The 22,738-nt window shown below is 60.9% G+C and carries 18 protein-coding genes; 7 read left to right on the forward strand and 11 right to left on the reverse strand.

From position 1 onward, the window contains the following. The first annotated feature begins 59 nt into the window (after positions 1 to 59). Complete coding sequence (gene lexA / locus Q1A85_RS07685; RefSeq protein WP_299686992.1) at positions 60 to 755, forward strand: transcriptional repressor LexA; 696 nt, start codon at positions 60 to 62, stop codon at positions 753 to 755. Positions 756 to 785: 30 nt separating this feature from the next. Here lexA and Q1A85_RS07690 read toward each other — a convergent pair whose 3' ends face one another. Continuing rightward, positions 786 to 2,870 carry a ComEC/Rec2 family competence protein gene (locus Q1A85_RS07690; protein ID WP_299686994.1) on the reverse strand — a complete coding sequence of 695 codons (2,085 nt, stop codon included), beginning with the start codon at positions 2,868 to 2,870 and terminating at the stop codon, positions 786 to 788. A gap of 76 nt (positions 2,871 to 2,946) precedes the next feature. Between Q1A85_RS07690 and gltX the strand changes: the two genes are divergently transcribed. From gltX to Q1A85_RS07705, 3 genes are all read left to right on the forward strand, one after another. Next, positions 2,947 to 4,353 (forward strand): glutamate--tRNA ligase, encoded by a 1,407-nt coding sequence (gene gltX / locus Q1A85_RS07695; RefSeq protein ID WP_299686995.1) that lies wholly within the window; start codon positions 2,947 to 2,949, stop codon positions 4,351 to 4,353. A gap of 101 nt (positions 4,354 to 4,454) precedes the next feature. After that, the gene (gltA, locus tag Q1A85_RS07700) at positions 4,455 to 5,750 is read left to right on the forward strand and encodes a citrate synthase (RefSeq protein WP_299686998.1); all 1,296 of its coding nucleotides are present in this window, start codon (positions 4,455 to 4,457) and stop codon (positions 5,748 to 5,750) included. A 133-nt stretch (positions 5,751 to 5,883) separates the two neighbouring features. Then, positions 5,884 to 6,702, forward strand: a complete 819-nt coding sequence (locus Q1A85_RS07705; protein ID WP_299686999.1) for a hypothetical protein — start codon at positions 5,884 to 5,886, stop codon at positions 6,700 to 6,702. A 15-nt stretch (positions 6,703 to 6,717) separates the two neighbouring features. Here the strand turns inward: Q1A85_RS07705 and Q1A85_RS07710 are convergent, their stop codons facing one another. From Q1A85_RS07710 to Q1A85_RS07755, 10 genes are all read right to left on the reverse strand, one after another. Beyond that, the gene (locus Q1A85_RS07710; protein ID WP_299687000.1) at positions 6,718 to 7,494 is read right to left on the reverse strand and encodes an enoyl-CoA hydratase-related protein; all 777 of its coding nucleotides are present in this window, start codon (positions 7,492 to 7,494) and stop codon (positions 6,718 to 6,720) included. Positions 7,495 to 7,561: 67 nt separating this feature from the next. Continuing rightward, a complete protein-coding gene (locus Q1A85_RS07715) occupies positions 7,562 to 8,017 on the reverse strand; it encodes a cytochrome c-type biogenesis protein (protein WP_299687002.1) in 456 nt (151 codons plus the stop codon). Then, positions 8,014 to 9,975, reverse strand: a complete 1,962-nt coding sequence (locus tag Q1A85_RS07720) for a heme lyase CcmF/NrfE family subunit (protein WP_299687004.1) — start codon at positions 9,973 to 9,975, stop codon at positions 8,014 to 8,016. Before Q1A85_RS07720 ends, Q1A85_RS07715 begins: the two co-directional genes overlap by 4 nt. Positions 9,976 to 10,109: 134 nt before the next feature. Beyond that, the gene (locus tag Q1A85_RS07725; protein ID WP_299687006.1) at positions 10,110 to 10,682 is read right to left on the reverse strand and encodes a holin family protein; all 573 of its coding nucleotides are present in this window, start codon (positions 10,680 to 10,682) and stop codon (positions 10,110 to 10,112) included. Continuing rightward, positions 10,673 to 11,284, reverse strand: a complete 612-nt coding sequence (locus Q1A85_RS07730) for a holin-associated N-acetylmuramidase (protein ID WP_299687008.1) — start codon at positions 11,282 to 11,284, stop codon at positions 10,673 to 10,675. Before Q1A85_RS07730 ends, Q1A85_RS07725 begins: the two co-directional genes overlap by 10 nt. A gap of 75 nt (positions 11,285 to 11,359) precedes the next feature. Beyond that, positions 11,360 to 11,803 (reverse strand): cytochrome c maturation protein CcmE, encoded by a 444-nt coding sequence (ccmE, locus tag Q1A85_RS07735; RefSeq protein ID WP_299687010.1) that lies wholly within the window; start codon positions 11,801 to 11,803, stop codon positions 11,360 to 11,362. 7 nt (positions 11,804 to 11,810) lie between these two features. Next, entirely contained in the window at positions 11,811 to 12,839 is a 1,029-nt protein-coding gene (argC, locus tag Q1A85_RS07740) for an N-acetyl-gamma-glutamyl-phosphate reductase (RefSeq protein WP_299687012.1), read from the reverse strand. A 29-nt stretch (positions 12,840 to 12,868) separates the two neighbouring features. After that, positions 12,869 to 13,678 (reverse strand): aspartate/glutamate racemase family protein, encoded by an 810-nt coding sequence (locus Q1A85_RS07745; protein WP_299687014.1) that lies wholly within the window; start codon positions 13,676 to 13,678, stop codon positions 12,869 to 12,871. A gap of 8 nt (positions 13,679 to 13,686) precedes the next feature. Next, complete coding sequence (locus Q1A85_RS07750; RefSeq protein ID WP_299687016.1) at positions 13,687 to 14,568, reverse strand: lysophospholipid acyltransferase family protein; 882 nt, start codon at positions 14,566 to 14,568, stop codon at positions 13,687 to 13,689. A gap of 89 nt (positions 14,569 to 14,657) precedes the next feature. After that, positions 14,658 to 18,065, reverse strand: a complete 3,408-nt coding sequence (locus Q1A85_RS07755; RefSeq protein WP_299687018.1) for an indolepyruvate ferredoxin oxidoreductase family protein — start codon at positions 18,063 to 18,065, stop codon at positions 14,658 to 14,660. A 220-nt stretch (positions 18,066 to 18,285) separates the two neighbouring features. Between Q1A85_RS07755 and Q1A85_RS07760 the strand changes: the two genes are divergently transcribed. The 3 genes from Q1A85_RS07760 (at position 18,286) to Q1A85_RS07770 (ending at position 22,728) form a co-directional block, all read left to right on the forward strand. Further along, positions 18,286 to 19,146: a hypothetical protein gene (locus Q1A85_RS07760; RefSeq protein WP_299687020.1), complete on the forward strand. Its 861-nt coding sequence runs from the start codon at positions 18,286 to 18,288 to the stop codon at positions 19,144 to 19,146. Between the two features lie 90 nt (positions 19,147 to 19,236). Next, complete coding sequence (locus tag Q1A85_RS07765; protein ID WP_299687022.1) at positions 19,237 to 20,142, forward strand: LysR family transcriptional regulator; 906 nt, start codon at positions 19,237 to 19,239, stop codon at positions 20,140 to 20,142. 279 nt (positions 20,143 to 20,421) lie between these two features. Continuing rightward, positions 20,422 to 22,728: a mechanosensitive ion channel family protein gene (locus Q1A85_RS07770; protein WP_299687024.1), complete on the forward strand. Its 2,307-nt coding sequence runs from the start codon at positions 20,422 to 20,424 to the stop codon at positions 22,726 to 22,728. Positions 22,729 to 22,738: the final 10 nt, after the last annotated feature.

The raw sequence follows: 22,738 nt of genomic DNA on the forward strand, positions 1-22,738 counted from the left end.
CGTAGAACAAAGCTAAAATACGGCCGTCAAATGACGGTTTTGGCCATGGAGGACCGGGCATGTTGACGAAAAAGCAGCTGGATCTGCTGGAGTTCATCCACAAGCGTGTGCAGCGCGACGGTGTACCTCCCAGCTTTGACGAGATGAAAGAGGCGCTGGACCTTCGGTCCAAGTCGGGGATTCACCGGCTGATCACTGCACTGGAGGAGCGCGGCTTTATCCGCCGTCTGGCGCATCGCGCCCGCGCCATTGAGGTGGTCAAGCTGCCCGACAGCATGGCCAAGAAGGGCGGATTTACCCCCCGCGTGATCGACGGCGACCGGCCCGACGTCCCGCCGCCTGCTGCGGCGCAGCCGGTTGAGGCCGCCCATGCGGTCGAACTGCCGGTGATGGGCCGCATCGCGGCAGGTGTGCCGATCTCGGCCATTTCCGAAGTGTCGCATTCCGTGGCCGTGCCGGGCCAGATGCTCTCTGGTCAGGGCGATCACTATGCGCTCGAGGTCAAGGGCGACTCGATGATCGAAGCTGGGATCAACGATGGCGACGTTGTCGTGATCCGCGAGACCTCGCAAGCAGACAATGGTGATATCGTTGTGGCGCTGGTCGAAGATCACGAAGCCACGCTGAAACGCTACATGCGCCGCGGCGACACCATTGCGCTGGAGGCGGCCAATCCGGCCTACGAAACGCGGGTGTTCCCGGTGGGTCAGGTCAAGGTTCAGGGCCGTCTTGTCGGATTGATCCGCACCTACTGACGGGGCGCTACGGCGCAATTCGGGCAGGCCTCAGGGCCTGCCTTTTTCGTTTTGCAGGGCCAGTTTGTCCGTGGCCGTTCGCCATGTCAGCGTGGGCACATCCATATCGCTCCAACTGGACCATAGGCGATCCCCGGCCCGGTCCCGCGCCGTCACGATCCGCGCACCGGATCGCGTCCCGTAGAGCGCCACCGCTCCTGTCGCGCGCAATACATCCGGGTCGAGGACAAGGCACGGCGCGGTGGACGGCAAGACATCACTGGCCACCACTAACGCGCCCGGCGCACAGCCCGAAAACGTCCCGATCGCCCGTTTGCCGTGAATATGCGTCACCGGCATCACGCTGCCATCCCAGCGGGCAAAAGCAGCCTCTTGATCCGCACCATCGCCGTCATTCTCCAACCAGTTGCGGGCAACGAACCCCGCCCCTTTGCCCCGGCTGAGCGCGCGGCCATCCTGCGTGCGCACGCCAACGAGCGTGCCCGTGTCCGACACCAGAATGTCTGGCCGCGTATCGACTTGCCACAGCGCGAGGGCGGCGATGATCGCGGCAAGTCCGGCAAACCGCCCGCGCCCCTGCCACAGGATCACGAACAAGGCCCCCAGCGCCATCACCGGCAGCACCGCAGCCTGCGGCCCTGCCACAAACCGCTGCGCGCCGCCAAGGCCCGCGACCCAGTCCGCAACCCACAGAATCCATTGCAGCCCAAGGCCCATGACCCACAGCCCAAGCGCCTCGGCCCCGAACGGTGCCAGCAGTGCCGCCAGCACGGACCCCGGCACAACGATGGTCCCCATCAGCGGCACCGACGCGAGATTGGCCAACAGCCCGTATTGTGCCATCGCGTTGAAATGCGCGGCACCGATCGGTGCGGTTGCCAATCCTGCCACGGCCGAAGAAATCACGAGACCAAAGAACGCTTGCACCCAGCCCCGCCCGCGCAGCCACGGCTTGTCCCGCAGCCAGCCGAACACAGCAACAAGGGCCGTGGTCGCCGCAAAGGACATCTGGAACCCCGGCCCCAGCAATGCCTCTGGCTGCCATGTGAGGATGATGAGCGCGGCAATGGCCACGCCGCGCAAAGAAATTGCCCGCCGGTCGACGAGAATGGCACAGAGCGCCACAGCGACCATGACAAAGGCGCGTTCCGTGGCCACGTTGCCGCCGGACAGTGCAAGGTATCCCGTGGCGGCAACAAGCGCACCACCCGCCGCCATCTTGCGCGCGGGCAAGCGCAGCGCAATCGGCGGGATCAGCGCAAAAATCAGGCGTAAGAGGCCAAAGACAAAGCCCGACAACAACCCCATATGGAGCCCCGAAATGGCCAGCAGATGCGCCGTGTTTGCGGCCCGCAAATCTTCCAACGCGTCCTGACTGATGCCGCTGCGGTCGCCAGTTGTGACCGCCGCAGCAAAGCCGCCCACATCACCCGGCAGATGCGCGCGCACCGCATGTGAAATGTCCATGCGGAGACCAAAGACAACCTGACGCAAGTCGAACTCTGCCGCGCTGGCCGCCATGAGGGGCACACGGGTATAGCCCACAGCACCCAGTTGCGCGAACCATGCATGACGTTGAAAATCAAAGCCGCCCGGTTCCACCGGCCCGCCCGGCGGACTGAGATGGGCGGTGGTCATCACGCGTAAACCGGGTGTCGGAGCCACGCCCAAGTCCGGGTCACCATGCAGCGAAATGCGCACCCGCAACGGTGTTCTGTCCGGGGCGACCCGGTCCAGTTTGACGTGATCCAGCGTTAGCCGCACCGCGTCCGATCCGCTACGGTCCATGCCCACGATGCGCCCCTCGACGGGGCCATAGTAGCGCCAGTCGATCACTGGCCCGGCAAGGCTATGCGTGCGAAACGCAGCGACGCAGAATCCAAAGGCGATGATCGCCAGCAAAATCGCAAACGGCCCAAGTGTCTCACCCACCCGCCGCATCAGCGCAAAGGCGGCGATGCCGCAACAGGCAACGGCCACGATCAGGATACCGGACGGCTCGAATCGCAATCCGAAAAAGACGGCAATCCCGACGGCCATGCCCACCGGCAACCATCCAAAGAGATGACCGCGCTGCTGCGCGATTCCGTGCTGGAACCGTGTGACCAGCCCCATGCTTGCCCCTTTTGCTCATGCCGCGTATCAGGAGCGCAAAGCTATCCCCTTCATGGTTACCAAGAGGTAAACGCTCATGTCCGAGCCCCGTCCGGTCGTCACCCGCTTTGCCCCCTCGCCCACCGGGTTCCTGCACATTGGTGGTGCGCGCACTGCGTTGTTCAACTGGCTTTATGCGCGGGGCCGCGGCGGCACCTTTCTGCTGCGGATCGAGGACACGGACCGTGCCCGTTCCACACCCGAGGCAACGCAGGCGATCCTAGACGGGATGGCGTGGCTGGGGCTGGACCACGATGGCGACGTGATCAGCCAGTTCGAACGGGCTGACCGGCACGCCGAAGTCGCCAATCAACTGCTGGCCGAAGGCAAAGCCTACAAATGCTTTGCCACACAGGACGAGATTGCAGCCTTTCGCGATGCCGCCCGGGCCGAGGGGCGGTCGACCCTGTACCGTTCGCCCTGGCGCGACGCGGACCCGGCCAGCCACCCCGACGCGCCCTTTGTCGTGCGCATCAAGGCACCGCGCGAAGGTGAGACCGTGATCCGCGATGCGGTGCAGGGCGACGTAACCATTCGCAACGATCAGTTGGACGACATGGTCCTGCTGCGGGCGGATGGCACGCCGGTCTACATGCTGGCGGTGGTCGTGGATGACCACGACATGGGTGTGACGCACGTGATCCGGGGCGACGACCACCTCAACAACGCGGCACGCCAGATGATGATCTATGATGCAATGGGATGGGACGTGCCGGTTTGGGCGCATATCCCGCTGATCCACGGACCGGATGGCAAGAAATTGTCCAAGCGTCACGGCGCATTGGGTGCGCAGGAATATCGGGTGATGGGCTACCCGGTGGCGGGAATGCGCAACTACCTTGCCCGGCTGGGCTGGAGCCATGGCGACGACGAATTCTTTACTGACGCTCAGGCGCGCGCGTGGTTTGACTTGGATGGCATCGGGAAAAGCCCCGCACGCTTCGACGTCAAGAAACTGGAAAATCTGTGTGGCCTGCACATGGCGCAGGCTGACGATGCTGCATTGCAGCAGGAAATCATCGCCTTCTGCGCGGCAGCAGACCTGCCAGCGATCACAATTTCTCAGGCAGAGGGGCTGAATGCCGCACTCCCCTTTGTCAAAGAGCGCGCCAAGACATTCCCCGAACTCCTTGATAAAGCGCACTTTGTTCTCACAGAACGCCCGATAACCCCGGATGACAAAGCCGCAAAAGCGCTTGATCCGGTATCCCGTGGTATACTGGGCCAATTGACGCCGCACCTGCAAACCGTTACTTGGGACCGTGACGCTTTGGAGGTGGTCCTGAACGATTTTGCTGCGGCACAGGACACCAAATTCGGCAAGCTTGCGGGGCCCCTTCGGGCGGCTTTGGCGGGGCGGGCCGTAACGCCTTCTGTCTTTGACATGATGCTGGTTCTGGGGCGCGAAGAAACCCTTGCCAGGCTTGAGGATGCTGCCGCCTGACCGGGTTCACACTTCGTTTATGGTGCGCAGTCTAACGATGGGGCCACGACTTGTGGCCTGCGGCGGGTTTCACTCGCCCTGCGACGAAAGGAACGACCCTGATGGCTGACGCACCGAAATCCGCAACCCTGACAATTGGTGATGACACCTACGACCTGCCGATCCACTCGCCGACGGCAGGCCCTGATGTCGTCGATATCCGCAAGCTCTACGGTCAGGCAGGTGTGTTCACCTACGATCCCGGTTTCACGTCTACAGCAAGCTGCGACAGCACGATCACGTTTATCGATGGTGCCGAAGGCGTGCTGCTGCACCGCGGCTACCCGATCGACCAACTGGCCAGCAAATCGCACTATCTCGAAGTGTGTTACCTGCTGCTTTATGGCGAACTGCCTTCGGCCAAGCAGCTTGAAGAGTTCGAAAGCCTTGTGACAAACCACACGATGCTGCACGAGCAGATGCAATATTTCTACCGTGGTTTCCGCCGTGACGCGCACCCGATGGCGATTATGACTGGCGTTGTGGGTGCGATGTCCGCATTCTACCACGACAGCACCGACATCCATGACGAACATCAGCGCGAGGTCGCCTCGATCCGGCTGATTGCCAAGATGCCGACCATCGCGGCCTGGGCCTACAAGTTTTCCATCGGGCAGCCGTTCATTTATCCGCGCAACGATCTGGACTATGCGTCGAACTTCCTGCGCATGTGCTTTGCCGTGCCTGCAGAGGATTACGAGGTGAACCCGATCCTGAGCCGGGCGATGGACCGCATCTTTACCCTGCACGCGGATCACGAACAAAACGCGTCGACCTCGACTGTGCGGCTGGCGTCGTCGTCAGGGGCCAACCCCTTTGCCTGTATTGCCGCCGGTATCGCCTGCCTCTGGGGGCCTGCGCATGGGGGCGCAAACCAAGCCTGCCTCGAGATGCTCAAGGAAATCGGCTCGCCAGACCGCATCCCCGAGTTCATCGCGCGCGCCAAGGACAAGAACGACCCGTTCCGTCTGATGGGCTTTGGCCACCGCGTCTACAAGAACTTTGACCCGCGCGCGACCGTAATGAAACAGTCCGCTGACGAGGTGCTGGAACTGTTGGGCGTGGAAAACAACCCCGTTCTGGCCGTGGCCAAGGAACTGGAAGCCGCCGCACTGGCCGATCCGTATTTTGCGGAGAAAAAGCTGTTCCCGAATGTCGACTTCTATTCCGGTGTGATCCTCGAAGCGATGGGTTTCCCGACGTCGATGTTCACCCCCATCTTTGCGCTCAGCCGCACGGTGGGTTGGATCAGCCAGTGGAAAGAGATGATCGCCGACCCACAGAACAAGATCGGTCGCCCGCGTCAGTTGTATTTGGGCGAAACCGCGCGCGACTATGTGGATATCGAAAACCGCTAAACTGCGCTAACAGCTCGCAAATAAACAGTATTCTCGGGCATTGTTCGCCAATTGCGGACAATGCCCAAGTTCATTTGACCCCAAAGCGCATCACCTGCTAGGCCTGAGCAGGGATACTGTGGGGAATGGTTAAATGCTGGGATTGATGCTGGTCGGGCTGCTGGGTGTGGCTTTGGTTGTGAACCTCGTGGACGACGATGATGACACCAAAACAGTCACAAGCGAAAATGAGACCGATACCGGAACCGAAGGCAACGACATTATCCAAGCGACGTCGGGCAACGACACGATTTTTGCCCGCGCGGGCGACGATATCGTCCTTGGCGGCGACGGAAGTGACAGCGCCTTTGGATCAAGCGGCGAAGACATTCTGGTCGGCGAAGCTGGCAATGACTTTCTCCGCGGCGGCAGAGACGACGATTTGTTGTTTGGCAGTGAAGGCGAAGACACGCTGCTGGGCGACGGTGGTGACGACCTGCTGGACGGCACCGATATTGTTGATGCTGCGGGCCTGATTGACGCGGCCCTTGCCGCCGAACTGAGCGGTCAAACGCTCACCGATGCCCAGATCGCGGCATTCGTCGACATCAACGCCGAAACAGGCGGTGCAGATGACCTGAGTGGCGGCGCTGGCAATGACGAGATCTTTGCCGGGAACAACGATGTTGTGGACACGGGCACCGGATCCGACACGCTGTATCTTGGCGACTGGATCGACGGATTGACCGACGAAGCCGATCCGGCCCAGCCGCCATTGCCGCTGATCGACGGGTTCACTCCGTCCGAAGACGCGATTGTGTACTTCTACGAAGGCGCACTGCCAACCGCGGTTGGATTCAGCGAAGAAGACAACGGCGGCAATCTGATCATCGACGGCGAAGTAGTGGCACGGTTTATCAACACGGACTTTGCCAGTCTCTCGACCGAAACGATCCAGTTTGTCCAAATCTGATCCGGCGGGGCGCGTTTAGCGCCCTTCGAACCCCGGTTTCCGCTTTTCGACAAAGGACAGCACGCCTTCGCGGAAATCGCGGGTCTTGCCGCACGCGCCCTGTTCGGTTGCCTCGGTCGTCAGTTGCGTGTTCAGGTCATTGTCCCAACTGGCGCGGATCACCCGTTTGACCGCAGCAAAGGCTTGCGTGGGTCCTGTGGCAAGGTGTGTGGCCCGGCCCATCCAGTGCGCGGCAAATTCCGCATCCGGCACAGCTTCCCAGATCATCCCCCAATCGTCGGCTTGGCGTGCGCTGATCTTGTCCGCGAACAAGGCCGCGCCCATCGCCTTGGCCATGCCCATGGTCCGGGGCATCACGTATGTGCCTCCTGCATCCGGGATCAGGCCGATCCGTGTAAAGGCCTGAAGGAAATACGCACTTTCGGATGCGATCACCACGTCGCAGGCCAATGCCAGATTGGCCCCTGCCCCGGCGGCAGCGCCGTTTACGGCGGCGATGGTGGGCACGGGGCACTGCATGGTGGCTTCGAGCATCGGCTGGTATTCGTCGCGCAGCGTCCGTTCCAGATCGATATCAGCGGCGTTGGCGCGGTCGCCCAGATCCTGACCGGAACAGAATGCGCGCCCGGCGCCCGTCAACACGACAACCCGCGCCGCCTTGCCGCCCGCGATCACCGCATGGGTGATCTCCGCCCGCATCTGAGTGCTGAGCGCATTCATCACGTCAGGCCGGTTCAGTGTGACGGTGGCGATACCATCCGCAAGGTCGTAGGTGATCGTCTGATAATTCATGGCAGCCTCCACGCGTGCATGGCCCTGCATACCAAACCGTTCGGTTCAGAAAAGCCCAAACGCGGGGTCACTCGTCCATAATCTCGCGCAACCGGCGGGATTCGTCTGCACTCAGCCCCGCTTCGGTGGGTGCCGGTGCCGAACTGCGGCCCCGCAGATAGACCACGCCAATGCCCATGGCCATCAGCAGCATGAGCGGGCCAGCCGCCCATAACAGCCAATTGGCACCAGAGGTGCGCGGCGTCATCAGAACAAACTCCCCATACCGCTCGACAAAGAAATCGACGACCTCGTCGCGCGTCTTGCCCGCGGCCACCTGTTCGCGGATCACCTGCCGCGCTTCCACCGCCCACGTGGCGTTCGAAGAGGCGACGGATTCGGATTGGCACACCACACAGCGCAATGCGTGGTCCAACTCGCGCGCTTTGGCCTCCAGCGTGGGATCCTCCAGCATCTCTGACGGATCAAGTGCAACTGCGACGCTCGCAAACACCACCCAAAGAATTGCCGCAATCCGGATCATTCCGCGGGCACCCCTTGCGGTGACTTGCGCGCGCCCGCCGCCACCCGGAAGCGCCGGTCGCTCAGCGACAGGAACCCCCCCAGTGACATCAGCGCGCAGCCAATCCAGATCCAGTTGGTCAGCGGTTTTATATAAGTGCGCACCGCCCAACCGCCGCTGTCCTGCGGATCGCCGATCACCACATAGACGTCGCGCGCAAGGTTATAGTCGATCCCGGCCTCGGTCGTGGGCATCTGTGCCACTGGATATATGCGTTTCTCGGGGCGCAGTTGCCCAATCTCGCGCCCGTCCTGCGCAAGGGTGATAAAGCCCATGGTGGACAGATAATTCGGCCCCTCTACCTGCCGCACATCGTCGACGGTCAGCGTATAGCCGCTCACCTCGAACGGCTCACCGATTTGCGCCACGCGGATATCTTCGGACTGCCACGAGGTGATGCCTGCGACCCCCAGCATGGTCACACCCAGGCCCGCATGGGCCACTGCCTTGCCCCAATCCGCACGTGGCAGGCGGAACAAACGCGCCAGATTAAAATTTTGCCCGGTGCGTGACGCCAGATCAATCGCAGCGCCCATCACCAGCCACGCCCCCAGAAACGCGCCCATTGGGCCGATAAGGCTACGCCCTGTATTCATCGCCCATGCCAGCCCGCCAAAGGCGATCGCCAGCACAAACGCATAGCGCAAGGGCCGCGCGGCACGGGTGATGCTGGCCCGCTTCCATGGCATCATCGCGCCGATCGGCAAGATCAGACCCAACACCACCATGAACGGCGTGAACGCCATGTTGAAAAACGGTGGCCCTACACTCAGCTTGCGGTCAAAAAACATTTCGGCCACCAGCGGCCACATCGTCCCGATAAACACCACAAAGCAGCTCACCGCGAGCAGCAGGTTGTTGGCCAACAGCGCGCTTTCACGGCTGACAACGCCAAACACGCCCTTGGCCTCCATCGTGCCTGCGCGCAGGGCGAACAGGATCAGCGCGCCCCCCATGAAAAAGCCCATGATCATCAGGATAAACACACCCCGTTCCGGATCATTGGCAAAGGCGTGAACAGATGTCAGCAGGCCCGAACGGACAATGAACGTCCCGATCAGCGAGAAACCAAAGGCAAGAATGGCCAGCAGGATGGTCCAGCTTTTCAGCGCTTCGCGTTTTTCCACCACGATGGCCGAATGCAAGAGTGCCGCCGCCAGCAACCAAGGCATGAACGATGCGTTTTCCACCGGGTCCCAGAACCAAAAGCCGCCCCAGCCAAGCTCGTAATAGGCCCACCATGACCCAAGCGCGATGCCGATGGTCAAAAACACCCACGCCGCCAGTGTCCAGGGCCGCACCCAGCGGCCCCAAGCAGCGTCCACGCGCCCTTCGATCAGCGCCGCAACGGCAAAGGAAAACGCCATGCTCAGGCCCACATAGCCCAAATACAGAAATGGCGGATGAAAGGCCAAACCGGGGTCCTGCAACAGCGGGTTCAGGTCCTGCCCATCAAAGGGCGGCACAGCAAGGCGCACAAACGGATTGGAAGTGAACAGGATAAATGCCAGAAAAGCCACGCCAATGGCCCCCTGCACCGCCAGCACCCGCGCCCGCATCGTGGGCGGCAGGTTGCCCCCGAACCATGCGGCCATTGCGCCAAACAACGCCACGATGAGCACCCACAGCAGCATCGACCCCTCGTGGTTGCCCCACGTGCCGGAAATCTTGTAAATCAACGGCTTGGCCGAATGACTGTTCAGAACAACCAGTTGCAGTGAAAAATCCGAGACGACAAAGGCCCACATCAACGCGCCAAAGGAAAAGGCGATCAGCAGGAATTGCGTGATTGCCGCAGGCTCGGCCATCGCCATCCATCCCGGGTCGCGACGCCATGCCCCAATCAGCGGCAGCGTGCTTTGCAAAATGGCCACCGCAAAGGCGAGAATGAGGGCAAAATGTCCAAGCTCTGTCAGCATGAGGAAACTATATGCCGACATCGTCCCCGCGCCAATGGGTCAGCACATATGTCGCAGGGCAAATCCGTCACGTGGTCGTGACGGGTCACATGTTTCTTCTGACCCAAAATACCACCGCCGGAGGCTCCGACATCTCAGGCCGCGCGCCGCCACTCGTCCAGTGCGGGGTTTGCGTCCGGCACCAGCGCCGCGACGCTCAGTGTCACATCGGTGCCCGTGTCCGCGACCCCCGCGCTGTCGGCGCGCAGCGCGCGCAAGGCAGAGACGTTGGCCATTACCTGCGGCACATGTGCCATCGTCTGCACGATCTGGCGTTGAAACTGCTGCGATTTCACCTGATGCCGCGCGCCAAAGTAGAACGACACGATGACCCCCAGCAGCCACCACAGCGGCTCCGGCACCAGCGCGATGCCCTGCATCCGCTCCGCAAACCACAGCGGTTCAACCATCGCCGACACAAAAAGACCCAGCGTCCCAAGCGCCAGCGCCGGACGCGGCAAGCGGTTCACCCCGTCCATGAAGCGGTCAAAGCCCCCCTGGCGCGCAACCTCGAACTCGCGGGCATAGGCCCGCATGGCCTCGCTCTGGATGTGGTGGCTGCGCTCTGACCCGGCCTCGGCATTCTCGCGGAACACTTCCACGGTGTCCTTGACCATATTGCGATTGCCGCCAAAGAGCAGCGCAAACACCCGTTCGATCATCCCCATGTCGCAATCCTCGCCTGAAACTGTGCCGCGCTCATATGAAAGCGTGGCGCGATGAACTCTTCGGCTCTTTTGATCCAGCCGCCCTTGCCGCCTGCCCGTGTGCGGGCGTATTTGCGGCTCGCCGGACGACGGTCCGCAATGCGGAAATAGTAGTTGCGCCGGGCAATGCCGTAGGCATCCACTATGTGGCCCGGTGCTGCGTCCCACGCAGCATGGGCAGCACCGATGCTTTGCGGACCCAGTGCGCCATCCACGACACAAGGGTGCCCCATCTCGGTCAGCAGGCGTTGCAGGATCTTGATCGCGTTGCCACCTGCGTTGACATACATGTCAAACACCGTCGCGTGCAGCGCTTGCGGCAGTTCACCAATCCGTGGACGCTCAAAATAGTGGTTGATGAAGATGTCGATGGCTTGCGCGCGGGACAATCGCTTGACGTCTGCCGCGTCAACATCTCCGTCCCGATCCAGATCAAGGCCCAGCCGACGCATTGTGTGTATGGTGACACCGAAATTTGTGGCCCCACCCGGATCATCCGGATCGTCCACATACCCGCCTTCGCGGCGCACAATTTCGGTCGCAATTTCTTCAACGCATTGCATCATCGGCCCCTTCGCCTCGGTCGCAGAGGCAAGGGTGATGCAATGTTGGTTAACGGCGCTTAACCCGAGCGCGCGCTAGCTCTTGGGTTCTTTGTAGACGCCCTGTTCCTTGAGCGCGTCCACAACCTCTGCCGGCATGTAGGTCTCGTCGTGTTTCGCAAGGATTTCAGTGGCTTCAAAGACACCGTTCACATAACGACCTGTGCCGACCATACCCTCGTTTTCAGTAAACAGGTCGGGCAAAACGCCAGTGTAGACCACGGGCACCGTGGCGCCGCCATCTGTCACTTCGAATCGGATCGATTCGCCCTGCCCGCGCACAATCGACCCCTCGGCCACCAAACCGCCGATGCGGAACACCTCAGTCGGGCCGGGCGGTTCCGCGATGATCTGGCTGGGCGCGCGAAAGAAATTGATACCGTCTCGCATGGCATACCCGATCAGCGCGGTGGAGGCCGCCAACACGACAGCCGCCAAGGCGATGATCTGAATACGTCTCTGTTTCTTCAGGCTTTTCATGAACGCTCTATGGGAACAGCGGGGCCATCATCAGCCCCTCGGTCTCTTCAATACCTAACATCAGGTTGGCGTTTTGCAACGCTTGGCCCGATGAACCCTTTGTCAGATTGTCAAGCGATGCCACGACAATGGCCCGCCCCGGTAACCTGTCTGCGGCGACCCCGATATGGCAAAAGTTCGAACCGCGCGTGTGGCGCGTGCTGGGCGCTTCGCCAAATGGCAGCACTTCGATGAACACCTCTTCGGCATAAGCCGACGCAAGCGTCTCATGGATCTGCTGCGCATCCCCTTTGACATAGGCGGTGCCGAGGATTCCGCGATTAGCGGGGACGAGGTGCGGCTGAAACTGGATGCGCACGTCCCGTCCCGCGACCTTGGAAAACTCCTGATCGAATTCCCCCTGATGCCGGTGTGTGCTGCCAAGCGCGTAGGCATGATAGCCCTCGCTCAACTCTGCATGGAGCAGGTTTTCCTTGAGCGCCCGGCCCGCACCTGAAACGGCGGCCTTGAGGTCCAGAATGATCTCGTCGAGATCAATCACACCTGCCGCAATCAGGGGCCGCAGCGCAAACTGACCGGTGGCCGCGTTACAACCGGTCCCGGCGACCAGCCGGGCCGCCGCAATCTGTTCGCGGTAGAATTCAGTCAGGCCGTATACTGCCTCTTTCTGCATCTCGACCGCGCTGTGTGGATTGCCGTACCACTTTTGATATTGCGCCGGGTCCTCCAGCCGGAAATCCGCACTCAGGTCCACGATCCGGAGATCACGCGGCAAGCCCGAGATCACCTCTTGGCTGGTCTTGTGTGGCAGCGCACAAAACGCGAGATCAATGCCGGACCAGTCGATCTGGTCAAAGCTCACCATCGGGGGCACATCCAGATGACGCAGGTGTGGGTAGACCTGCGCCAAGGTCTGTCCCGCTTTGGAAAAGGCTCCCAAAGCCTTGATTTCAATTGAGGAATGCCCAGCGATCAATCGGATCAGTTCTGCCCCGGTATAGCCGGAGGCGCCAAGAACGGCGATGGAATATGTCATGTGTCTACGTCTCGGAAATAGGTGTCAGATCAGGCGGCAGAAAACGTGATCTGTCGTCGCAAGAACTGCGTGGCGTGCTGGCTGACTTTGGCCGGGTCGCCCGTGGTCAGGTAGGCGGTTGTACCGCTGCCCATCTTGTCCGGGTGCCGGTCGAGGTAGTCGGCAAGGCTTTCGCCGACGAGCCCGGCTTGCGAAAACACTTTCACATCCGCGCCAAGCGCATCCTGAAAAACGTCCTGCATCAGCGGGTAATGCGTGCAACCCAAAATGGCGGCCTGTGGCTCGGGCATCTTACGTTTGAGCGCGTCCACATGCGACCGCACCAGCGCGTCGGCTAGGATCATGTCGCCATCTTCGATCGCGTCCACCACGCCGCCACAGGCCTGCGCCTCCACATCGACGCCAATGGCGCGAAAGGCCAGTTCGCGCTGGAACGCGCGGCTCGCCACGGTTGCGGGAGTTGCAAAGAGCGCAACATGTTTCGTGGCCACTTCACGCGGGGGCGAATTGTCGCCCCATTGCCGTTCGGTCAGCGCCTCGATCAGTGGGACAAACACGCCAAGCACCCGTTTGTCGGACGGAATCCACCCCTCTTGCATCCGGCGCAGGGCGGCCGCCGACGCGGTGTTGCACGCAAGGATCACCAGATCACAGCCCGCATCGAACAGCCGCTGAACCGCCGCACAGGTCAGGTCATAGATGTTGTCCGCCGTCCGAACGCCATAAGGCGCATTGGCACTGTCCGCGAGGTAGATGAACTCCACTTCGGGCAACCGCTTTTGCGCGGCGTCCAGAACGGTCAACCCGCCCAGACCGGAATCAAAAATGCCAACAGCCATGATGCGCCTTACGTGCGATGCCGTTCTTCGAATTCGTAGCCCAGATCAAACAGTTTCACCGGGTTCGGGTTCAGCTCATACGTGGCTTTGCGCAAGAACTCCATCATCTGTTTGGGGTCCCGCGCCATTGGGTCCAGAACATCCCGCCCAATCGGTTCGCCCACGACAACGCGCACCGGTGTGTCGACGCGTTTTTTGAACTCCTTGATCAGCAGGCCAAGTCGCAATGTGTTCGACAGGTGGCTTGCGATCTGGAACAGACGGCTCGTGTGCCCGTCAAAATACAAGGGCACCACGGTCGCGTCGGATTTCGCAACCATACGCGCCGTAAAGCCTCGCCAACCCGGATCCATTGGCCGGGAAAACGGTTTTGCCGCTGTGCTGACCGTGCCACCGGGAAAGATGCCAATGGCCCCGCCTGCGCCCAGATAACGCAGTGCCTCCTTGCGGGTGGCGATGTTCATCGCCATTGCCTCGCGATTGTCGTCAAAGCTGATCGGCAGCAGGACACGGTTCAGTTCTTCGGCCTTTTTGAAGACCGAGTTGGCCATGATGCGAAAATCGCCGCGCACCGTGGACAGGATATGGCCCATCATCAGGCCATCAAGGATGCCGTAGGGGTGATTTGCAATCAGGATCAATGGCTTGTCCTGAGGAATATTCGAAAGATTTCCGCCGATCACATCAAGGCTGAGGCCATAGCGTTCGACCATGACGGCCCAGAAGTCCCGCCCCGCCGCCACTTCATGTTCGTAGCCTTCGGCGCGCTTGATAAGGCGCAAGCGACCTGTGGTGTTCTCCAGAATGCGGATCACGGCACGCCCGCCCTTGGTCTCTGCCGAATGGGCATAGGAGATTTCGCGGGCAATCTGGCGTTTGCGGTTTGGCATTGGGTCCCCGAAAGCATGACGGCGGTTGCGCACGTATGTAAGCCGCCGGCGCGATCCTGCCTAGCCTTTGTAATGGATATGCGACGCCATCACTCAGCCGCCTGTGCCTGATGCGGTCCACCGGCCCGAATAACCGCCAGCAACTCTTCGCGCCGTTTGGCGGCCTTTGCTTCGTTCTGGGCCTTGACCGGGCCGAACCCGCGGATGTGCAGCGGCAATTCGGCCAAGGCAACAATCGCGTCGCGTGTGTCCGGTGTCAGCGCTGGCAAAACGGTACGCATGTCGGCTTCGTATTGCTTGATCAGCGCACGCTCCATCCTGCGCTCCTCGGTCCGGCCAAAGGGGTCAAGCGGCGTGCCGCGCAGCGATTTCAGCCGCGCCAGCAGGCGGAAGTTACGCATCATGCCGGGCCCGTATTCCTTTTTCAACGGACGCCCGTCCGGGCCCATTTTTGACAGCATGGGCGGAGCGAGGTGGAATTTCATCGTAAAATCCCCCTCAAACGTCTCGCGCGCCTTGGCTTCGGTGTCCAGATGAAGGCGGGCCACCTCGTATTCGTCCTTGTAGGCCAGCAGTTTGTGATACCCCTTGGCCAACGCTTCGCGCAGGCCCGCATCCTCGATCGCGTCCACCATCTTGCGGTAGCGTTTGGCGAGGCGCTTGGACTGGTATTTGCTCAGGTGATCGGCGCGGAAGGCTATCTTGTCCTCAAGCGATTTGGGCATCTGAACCACTTTGGGAGTCGCGATTTGGGCCGCCTCTTGGGGGTGCAGCACGGCCCAGCGTCCAATGTCAAAAGCCCGCAGGTTCTTGTCGACCGCGGCGCCGTTTAACTCAATCGCCGCGCGGATCGCCTCAAGGCTCAGCGGCATCAGCCCGCGCTGCCACGCCGCGCCAAAGACCATCATGTTGGAAAAGATGCTGTCGCCCATGGTCGCGCGCGCGAGGTCCGAGGCGTCGAACATATCGAGCCGCTCGCGCATCCGCGCCTCAAGCGCGAGGGCAAGCCGGTCCGTGGGCAGGCTGAATTCCGTGTCGCGGGTAAAATCACCGGTGATGATCTCGTGGCTGTTGACCACGGCGCCAGTGCGGCCCGTGCTGGTCAGGCCCAGCGTTTTGGACCCCGCGCTGACCACCAGATCACCGCCAATCAGCGCGTCCGCCTCACCGGTGGCCACGCGGATGGCGCTGATGTCTTCGGGCCTTTCAGCAAGGCGGCAATGGATGTGCACCGCGCCGCCCTTTTGGGCGAGGCCCGCCATCTCCATCAGCCCGGCACCCTTGCCGTCGATATGCGCGGCCTGTGCCATCACGGCCCCGATGGTAACCACACCCGTGCCGCCAACTCCGGTGACCACAACGTTCCACGTGCCGTCGATCTGCGGCAGGTCCGGTTCCGGCAGGTCCGGCAAGTCGAGCGTCGCGGTTGCGGCCCTTTTTACTTGCGCCCCTTCGAGGGTCACGAAGCTGGGGCAGAACCCCTTGAGGCAGGAAAAATCCTTGTTGCAGCTTGACTGGTCAATCGCCCGCTTGCGGCCAAGTTCCGTCTCCACCGGCGTGATGGAGATACAGTTCGACTGCACTCCGCAATCCCCGCAGCCCTCGCAGACATCCGTGTTGATGAACACGCGGCGGTCCGGGTCTGGGAACGTGCCGCGTTTGCGGCGGCGGCGTTTTTCGGCTGCACAGGTCTGGATATAGACGATAACCGACACGCCTGTCGTTTTGGCGAATTTTTCCTGCACGGTCTGCAAGTTGGCGCGTTCCTGCACCTCGACATCCTTGGGGAAGCGGTCAAAATCCACGTCTTCCTTGTCGTCATAGACCACGGCCACGTGGTCGCAGCCCATGGCGCGCACCTCGTTGACGATGCGGTAGGGGCTGAGGTCGCCGTCATTTCCCTGCCCGCCCGTCATGGCGACGGCATCATTGTAGAGGATCTTGTAGGTGATGTTCGTGCCCGCCGCCAAAGCGGCACGGATGGCCTGAACACCCGAATGGTTATAGGTCCCGTCGCCGAGGTTCTGGAACACGTGGTCGCGCTTGGAAAACGGCGCCTCGCCGATCCAGTTGGCCCCTTCGGCACCCATATGGGTGTAACCGGTGGTTTCGCGGTCCATCCATTGCACCATGTAGTGACAGCCGATGCCCGCATAGGCGCGGCTGCCCTCGGGCACCTTGGTGGACGAGTTGTGCGGACAGCCCGAGCAGAAATAGGGGATGCGTGCCGCGATCTCTTCGGCGTTGTCGGACCGGCGGGCTGCGTCCAGCGTTGCCAGTCCGCCCGTGATGCCGTCCGTCTCGCGGCCCTCTTCGATCAGGATTTCACCCAGCTTGGTCGCGATGTGCACCGGATCAAGCGCACCACGTGTCGGAAACAGTTCTTCGCCTTGCGCGCCTTTGCGCCAGCCATAGACGCGGCGCCCCCGGCGGTCGTCAAAAATCGCCTCTTTGATCTGCACCTCGATCAGCTTGCGCTTTTCCTCGACGACGACAATCAGGTCGAGCCCTTCGGCCCAATCGTGAAAGCCGCGCATGTCGAGCGGAAAGGTCTGCCCGACCTTATAGGTCGTGATGCCCAGCCGTTCTGCTTCGGCCTCATCAATGTTCAGCAGGCTCAGCGCATGGACAAGGTCCAGCCAGTTCTTGCCCGCCGCGACAAAGCCAATCTTGGCCCCGGGTTTGCCCCAGACACGCTTGTCCATCTTGTTGACGTGGGAAAACGCCTCTGCCGCGAAGCGTTTATAGTCGATCATCCGCGCCTCTTGCGCGGTCGGGTCATCCACCAGCCGAATGTTCAACCCGCCCTCGGGCATGTCAAAATCTGGCTGCACAAAGGACAAGCGGTGCGGATTGCCATCCACGACGGACGTCGCCTCGACCGTGTCTTTCATCGTCTTGAGGCCGACCCAAAGGCCGGAAAAGCGGCTGAGCTGCCAGGCATAGAGGCCATAATCCATGATCTCCTGCACACCGGCGGGCGACACAACCGGCATATAGGCGTCGATCAGCGCCCATTCAGACTGGTGCAAAACGGTCGAGCTTTCGCCAGTGTGATCGTCCCCCATGGCCACCACGACGCCGCCATGTTTCGACGTGCCCGCCATATTCGCGTGCTTGAACGCATCGCCGGACCTGTCCACGCCCGGCCCCTTGCCGTACCAGAGGCCAAAGACGCCATCATGGGTCCCCTCGCCCCGCAATTCTGCCTGTTGCGATCCCCAGAGCGCGGTTGCGGCAAGGTCTTCGTTCAGACCGGGTTGGAAGGTAATGTCATATTCTGCAAGCGGTTTCAGCGCCCGCGTCATCTGCATATCCACCGCGCCCAGCGGTGAGCCGCGGTAGCCGGTCACGTAGCCCGCGGTGTTCAGCCCCGCAGCGGTATCGCGCGCCTTTTGCATCAACATCAGCCGTACCAAGGCCTGCGTGCCGTTCAGGAGCACCGGGCTTTTGTCCAGATCATATCGGTCGTTGAGCGTGATCTTCTGCGTTGTCATCTCTTGGCCTCCCTGCCGCGATCAGTGTTGCACAGATTTGATCTGATATTAGGTCACAATTACTGACCTTACAAAGCAATTTTTCGTCACGTCGCTCAAAGCCCATCGGGCCGGTCAGGAAAACCATACCCACGTACCGCCGAATAGACCGCCCGGACGCCGGGTTACCCTTGTGAACCTTGCTTCACGATCCAGCCGCCCAGCCCGGAGACACAAACAGATGCCAGATACGGACCCCAAAGAAACGACAAACACAGACGCAGGCACGGATGTCTTTGACGAAATGTTTGCGGACGATCCGGATTTCGCGGCGCAGCTAAAGGCGGTGGAAACAGATCGCGACAAGTTCCAGTTGAACCTGCTCAAGAATAAGCGCGACAAAATCGCGGAGAAGCTCGTGCAGACGGTCTATTACTCGAAAAGCATCTTCAGCAAAGAGTTCGAGAACGATTGGCTGATCCCGTCCAATGGCGGCGTCATGACCAAAACCTCATGCTTCAGCAAGCCAAAGGCGCCGGGTCAATGGTACAAGGTCGATTTGGCCAAGTACGGATACCCCGGCTCTGTGCAGGGCTGGAAGATGCATGTGGGCTGCCACCCCCTTGATCTGATCGCGTTTTTCTCAACCCTTGCGCCGGTGTTGAACCAGCACAAAATCATGCACAAATTTCACAGCTTTGCGACCCAGTACGGACATGAAGTTGGGCACAACGTCGCTTATGAACAAGGCGAGGGCAAAACCTGCGTGATCTATCCGGACAACCCGCAACACCTGGTGCGCATTGTCAATCTGGTCGAGGCCGAGATCATCCGGGCCAACGCAAAATACATGGCCGACACATCAGGAAAGGTCGGACCAGCGTTCCGGCCCTATCCCGGCGGCGTGCCCGGCACCATGAACGTGGGGCGCACCGGATTTATCGGTGTACGGTACGGGGGCTTCGTCGGCCCTCTGGCGGATCAAAGCAAGCTGTACAATGTCCGCACTCTTGAGGTCAAAGACGACCCGCGCGGATTAATGCCTTATCCCGACTTCATCACAACCGTCCCGACCGAAATTCAGCACATCAAGGCGCGCTAGGTCTGGTGTACCGCGGCTTTCGCTGCATTTTTGGCCGTCCGAAGGTCGATCCCGGTTGAGACGCGCGCCCATTCGCGTAATGTGCGCGCGATGGATTGGGACAAACTTCGCATATTTCACGCCGTGGCCGACGCAGGCAGCCTGACCCATGCGGGCGACCGGCTGAACCTCAGCCAATCTGCTGTCAGCCGCCAGATCCGCGCGCTGGAGGAATCGCTGAACGCGACCCTGTTTCATCGTCACGCGCGCGGTCTGATCCTCACCGAACAGGGCGAGTTGCTGTTTGACGCGACATCCGCGATGAACAAACGGCTCGATGCGGCGTCGGCCCGCATTCGCGACAGCGAAGAAGAAGTGTTTGGCGACCTGCGCGTCACCACCACCATCGGTTTTGGCACATTGTGGCTGGCCCCGCGTCTGGCCAAGCTCTACGAGCAATACCCCGACCTGCGCGTTGATCTGATGCTGGAAGAGCGCGTGCTGGACTTGCCCATGCGCGAGGCCGACGTGGCCATCCGCATGAAAGAACCCAGTCAGGCCGATCTGATCCGCAAACGGCTTATGACGGTCAAAATGCAGGTCTTTGCCACCCAAGCCTATCTGGACGAAAACGGCGTTCCCGAAGTGCCCGAAGATATGTCCATGCACCGCCTGATCTGTCAGAGCGTGAATGCGACCCAAGTCGGTGCAAGTGCCAGTCTTGCCCAGCATCTGCTGACCTACGACGTGCGGTCGCTGCTGACGGTCAACAATTACTTTGGCGTCCTTCAGGGCGTGTTGCAGGACCTTGGTCTGGGGATTCTCCCCGACTATGTGTCGCTTGACGAAGACAGGTTGATCCGCGTTCTGCCCGAGATTCAGTCGGCAGATGTGCCTGTTTTTTTGGCATATCCAGAAGAACTGCGTCAGTCCCAGCGGATTGCCGCGTTCCGTGATTTCGTCCAAGAAGAGATCACAGCGTACCGCAAGGGCCTGAAAGAAAAGCAGATTGTCTGATTTTTAGGCAAAAGCTATGCATTTCGTGCATATCGGGCATGAAAAACCGTCAGTGCCCGCGACTTGATTGTGAACTGCACTCTGACTAATTCGGGTGATGAAGAGAGCGGCGCGTTTCGCGTCATCTTCATACCTCCCTGTTGGACTTGGCCGAGCTTCGTGCTCGGCCTTTTTTTGTTCTGCCCCTTGATCAACTGCGCCCCGCCCCGCACGGTGTGATGCAATAAAATGCCAGCGTCGGTGCGCCCACGCGGTGACAAGAATACGTGGGGGGCCACTATGCGTGTTGTTTCAAGTCTGTTGTGGGCGCTGTTGGTCTGCGTGCTGGCCACAGCGGCCCCTGCGCAATCGCTTGTTCCGGGATCAGGCAGCGCCGTGCAAGACGCCGTGCCCGCCCTGCCCGACCCGCTGACCGAAGATGCCGCAAACGCGCTGCTGTCGCGGCTCAGCGATGCCGAGGTGCGCGCCCTGCTGCTGGATCAACTCAACGCGCAGGCAGTGGATGATGCCGCCGGTGCCGCCGATGAGATAGACGACTTTATCTACCATGCCACGCTTGGCGCGTTCGAGCAGATCACAATCGCGGTTCAACGGTTGCCCCTGCTTTTCACAGAACAGGCCCGCGCCTTTTCCACCTTTGCCAGCTTCGTGGGGGGAAATGGTCTGCTGGCGATGGCCGGATATTTTGTCATGGTTCTGGCGGGGGCCTTTGGGATTGAGTTTGCCTTTCGCCGGTTGATCCGGAGCTGGCTGGTTCTGCCGCCGGTCAACGACCGGTCGCCCAACATCCGCGCCGCCGTTGTGCCGCTGGCCAAACGTCTGACCAGTGAAATCGTGTCTGTTGCAATCTTCATGGTGGCGGCCAGCCAGATCACCCGCTACGCGGTGCCGGGCTATTATCATCCGTTTTTTATGCTTGTGGGACCTTGGCTGATCGGCCTGCCGCGCATGGCCGCCGCTGTGGGGCGGTTCTTTATGGCGCCCAGCGCCCCGGACTACCGGATCGTGACCGCAACGGATGCAACCGCGCGCGCGATGGTGTTTCACATGTTCTGGCTGGGCATGGTTGTGGGCATCGGTCAGGTGATTGTGCCATTCAACGTGGCCAATGGCGTACCTGTGGGCGAAACCCGCATCGGAGGGTGGATCAATTTCACGGTCCACCTGTATGTCGCCCTGCTGTTCTGGCGCTACTGGGACGAAGCCGTGGACATGATGCGCGGCGGCTATGACGATCTCAGTCCGGCCGAAGACTGGATCGCGCGCGCTTATCCCGCATTTGGCATCATCGTGGCGCTGACAACATGGTGGGTGGTCAATATCGTTGTCAGCTACGGCAATTTTGCTTTGCTGGACAGCGTGCCCCAGTACAAGACCATGGTCCTGCTGACCTTTGCACCCGCCATGGACACGGCCATTCGCGGGCTGGTGCGCCACCTCGCTCCGCCCATGACCGGCGAAGGCCCTGTGGCTGAACGGGCCTATGTCTCGACCCGCAGGTCTTATGTGCGCATTGGCCGGGTTGTTGTGTTTGGTCTTGTGTTGCTGGCCGTGGCGTCCTTTTGGGGGATGTCTGCCACGACATTGGCCAGTGCCGGTGTCGGGGAACGCGTTGCCGCCAACCTGATCGAGTTCCTTATGATCCTGTCGGTGGGCTATCTGGTGTACGAGGTTGTGTCGCTGTTCATCAATCGCAAACTGGCCGCTGAACAGACCGCCGCCGGATACAACCCGGACGAAGAAGAGGTTGGCGGCGAAGGCGGGGGCGCTGGCGGTTCGCGGCTGTCCACGGTGCTGCCGCTGATCCTCGGTGTCAGCCGAGCCGCGATCATCGTTGTTTTCCTCCTGCTTGGTCTGGGCAATGTCGGCATTGATACAACGCCGCTGCTGGCCGGTGCCGGTATCGTCGGTCTGGCCATCGGCTTTGGCGCGCAAAAACTGGTGACCGACGTGGTATCGGGCATCTTCTTTCTGATCGACGATGCGTTCCGCACGGGGGAATATGTCGAAGTGGATGGCACCATGGGCACGGTCGAAAAAATCTCGATACGGTCGATGCAACTGCGCCACCACCGCGGCCCCGTGCACACGCTGCCCTACGGCGAAATCCCCAAGATCACGAACTATTCCCGAGACTGGGTGATTATGAAGCTGCGCTTTACCGTGCCGTTCGGCACCGACCCCAACAAGGTCAAGAAGATCTTCAAGACCATTGGGGCCGAGATGATGGAAGACGAATTGTTCAAAGGCGACTTCCTGCAACCTTTCAAGTCACAAGGTGTTCTGGAATTTGACGATGTGGGCATCGTGATGCGCGGCAAATTCATGGCCAAACCCGGCACCCAGTTCACCATCCGCAAAGAACTGCTGACCCGCGTGAACAAGAAGTTCGAAGAAAACGGCATCGACTTTGCCCGCCGCGAGGTGCGCGTGGCCATTCCGGGTCTTGATGACCATGACAAGCTGGACAGCGACGACCGTGCGGCCATCGCCGGGGCCGCCGCAGAAGCGGCGCAAACCGCAATGGATCAGGCCGATGCTGCGGCAGCGGCAGGCGGTGCGGGTGGCGGAAAACCCGGCGATTGATCGCGCAAAG

This window comes from uncultured Tateyamaria sp. (assembly GCF_947503385.1).
Classification (GTDB): Bacteria; Pseudomonadota; Alphaproteobacteria; order Rhodobacterales; family Rhodobacteraceae; genus Tateyamaria.